This window comes from Neisseria sp. P0021.S007, from assembly GCF_051956855.1.
Map to the genome: position 1 here is coordinate 1 of NZ_JBQCXA010000170.1, position 1,003 is coordinate 1,003.

At 45.4% G+C, this 1,003-nt stretch carries 1 protein-coding gene and 1 pseudogene; both read right to left on the reverse strand.

The features are described 5' to 3' along the window. A pseudogene (locus tag ACTHUR_RS11965) lies at positions 1–410 on the reverse strand (ImcF-related family protein); the annotation flags it as partial. Positions 411–831: 421 nt separating this feature from the next. Beyond that, positions 832–987 carry a PAAR domain-containing protein gene (locus ACTHUR_RS11970; RefSeq protein WP_440398715.1) on the reverse strand — a complete coding sequence of 52 codons (156 nt, stop codon included), beginning with the start codon at positions 985–987 and terminating at the stop codon, positions 832–834. Positions 988–1,003 lie beyond the last annotated feature (16 nt).

The following is a 1,003-nucleotide window of genomic DNA, read 5'->3' on the forward strand; positions in this document are numbered from 1 at the left end:
AGATACACCTGATTAATCGGCAGCTTCCATCCGAGCTTTTTCATCAACTCGGTCAATTGCGCAACATTTTCGTGAATTGAGGATTTTGCCTGAAGCGAAACAATGCCTTCGGCAGGACGTTTACCCACGCCCCTCAGATATTGCCAACCGCCTGCAGGCTCCATAGCATGTGCATCAATCCAAATAGCCGATGCGGTTTCCACCCACAACTGACGGCGGATATCCGGCAAAGAGGCTTCCAGCAAGGCAGTATCTTGGGTGACCACAAAAATCCAAGGCTTACGGTGTTTTTTATATTGCTTGGTCAGCAAGTGGATATGTCTCAACTGCTCCCAGCGTTCCGTCACACCGATTAAATGGGTAGATTCCGCACTGTCACCGCTTAAATCTTCGGGATTCAGATGCTTCAAATTAGAATGTCTATCGGACACGCCTGACCAAAGCATTCGTGTCAACAGAGGGATAAAGAATATCAACGAGGTCACTACTGTGATACATGCCCAAACAACCGCTTTGGCTGCAGATGTATCGATTCCGAATTTATGACCTAAAAAGTAGAGTAAGACTGCACTGACGATGCTTAGAATAATAACCACTATGCCAGTAAAAATTGGCTTCATAATAACTTCCGAAAAATAAACTTAAAATCTAAAAACTTAATCTGTATTCTGAATACCAGAACTTTTGAATTATTGAGATGAAAGGCTGTTTACCAAACCTGCCCCGAATCAGGTATGCGCCCCTAAAAACCTGCGACACTAAAAGGATTATTCAATTTTGTATCTTATTTCCGACAATCTGGCACTTTAGCTCCTTGCAGATTCCCTTCCCCTAGTCGCTTCCGACAGTCGGCATACTGCTGATCAAAGCGCAGCCGCATGCAGTTTTACAACCGTCCACAGCAGCATCACGCCCCTTAAACGACACATCTTGACTTCCTTCGATAATCGGATTGGTTCCATGCCCGGGTATGGGGCGAGAAACCAAATCGCCTAACAGCTGG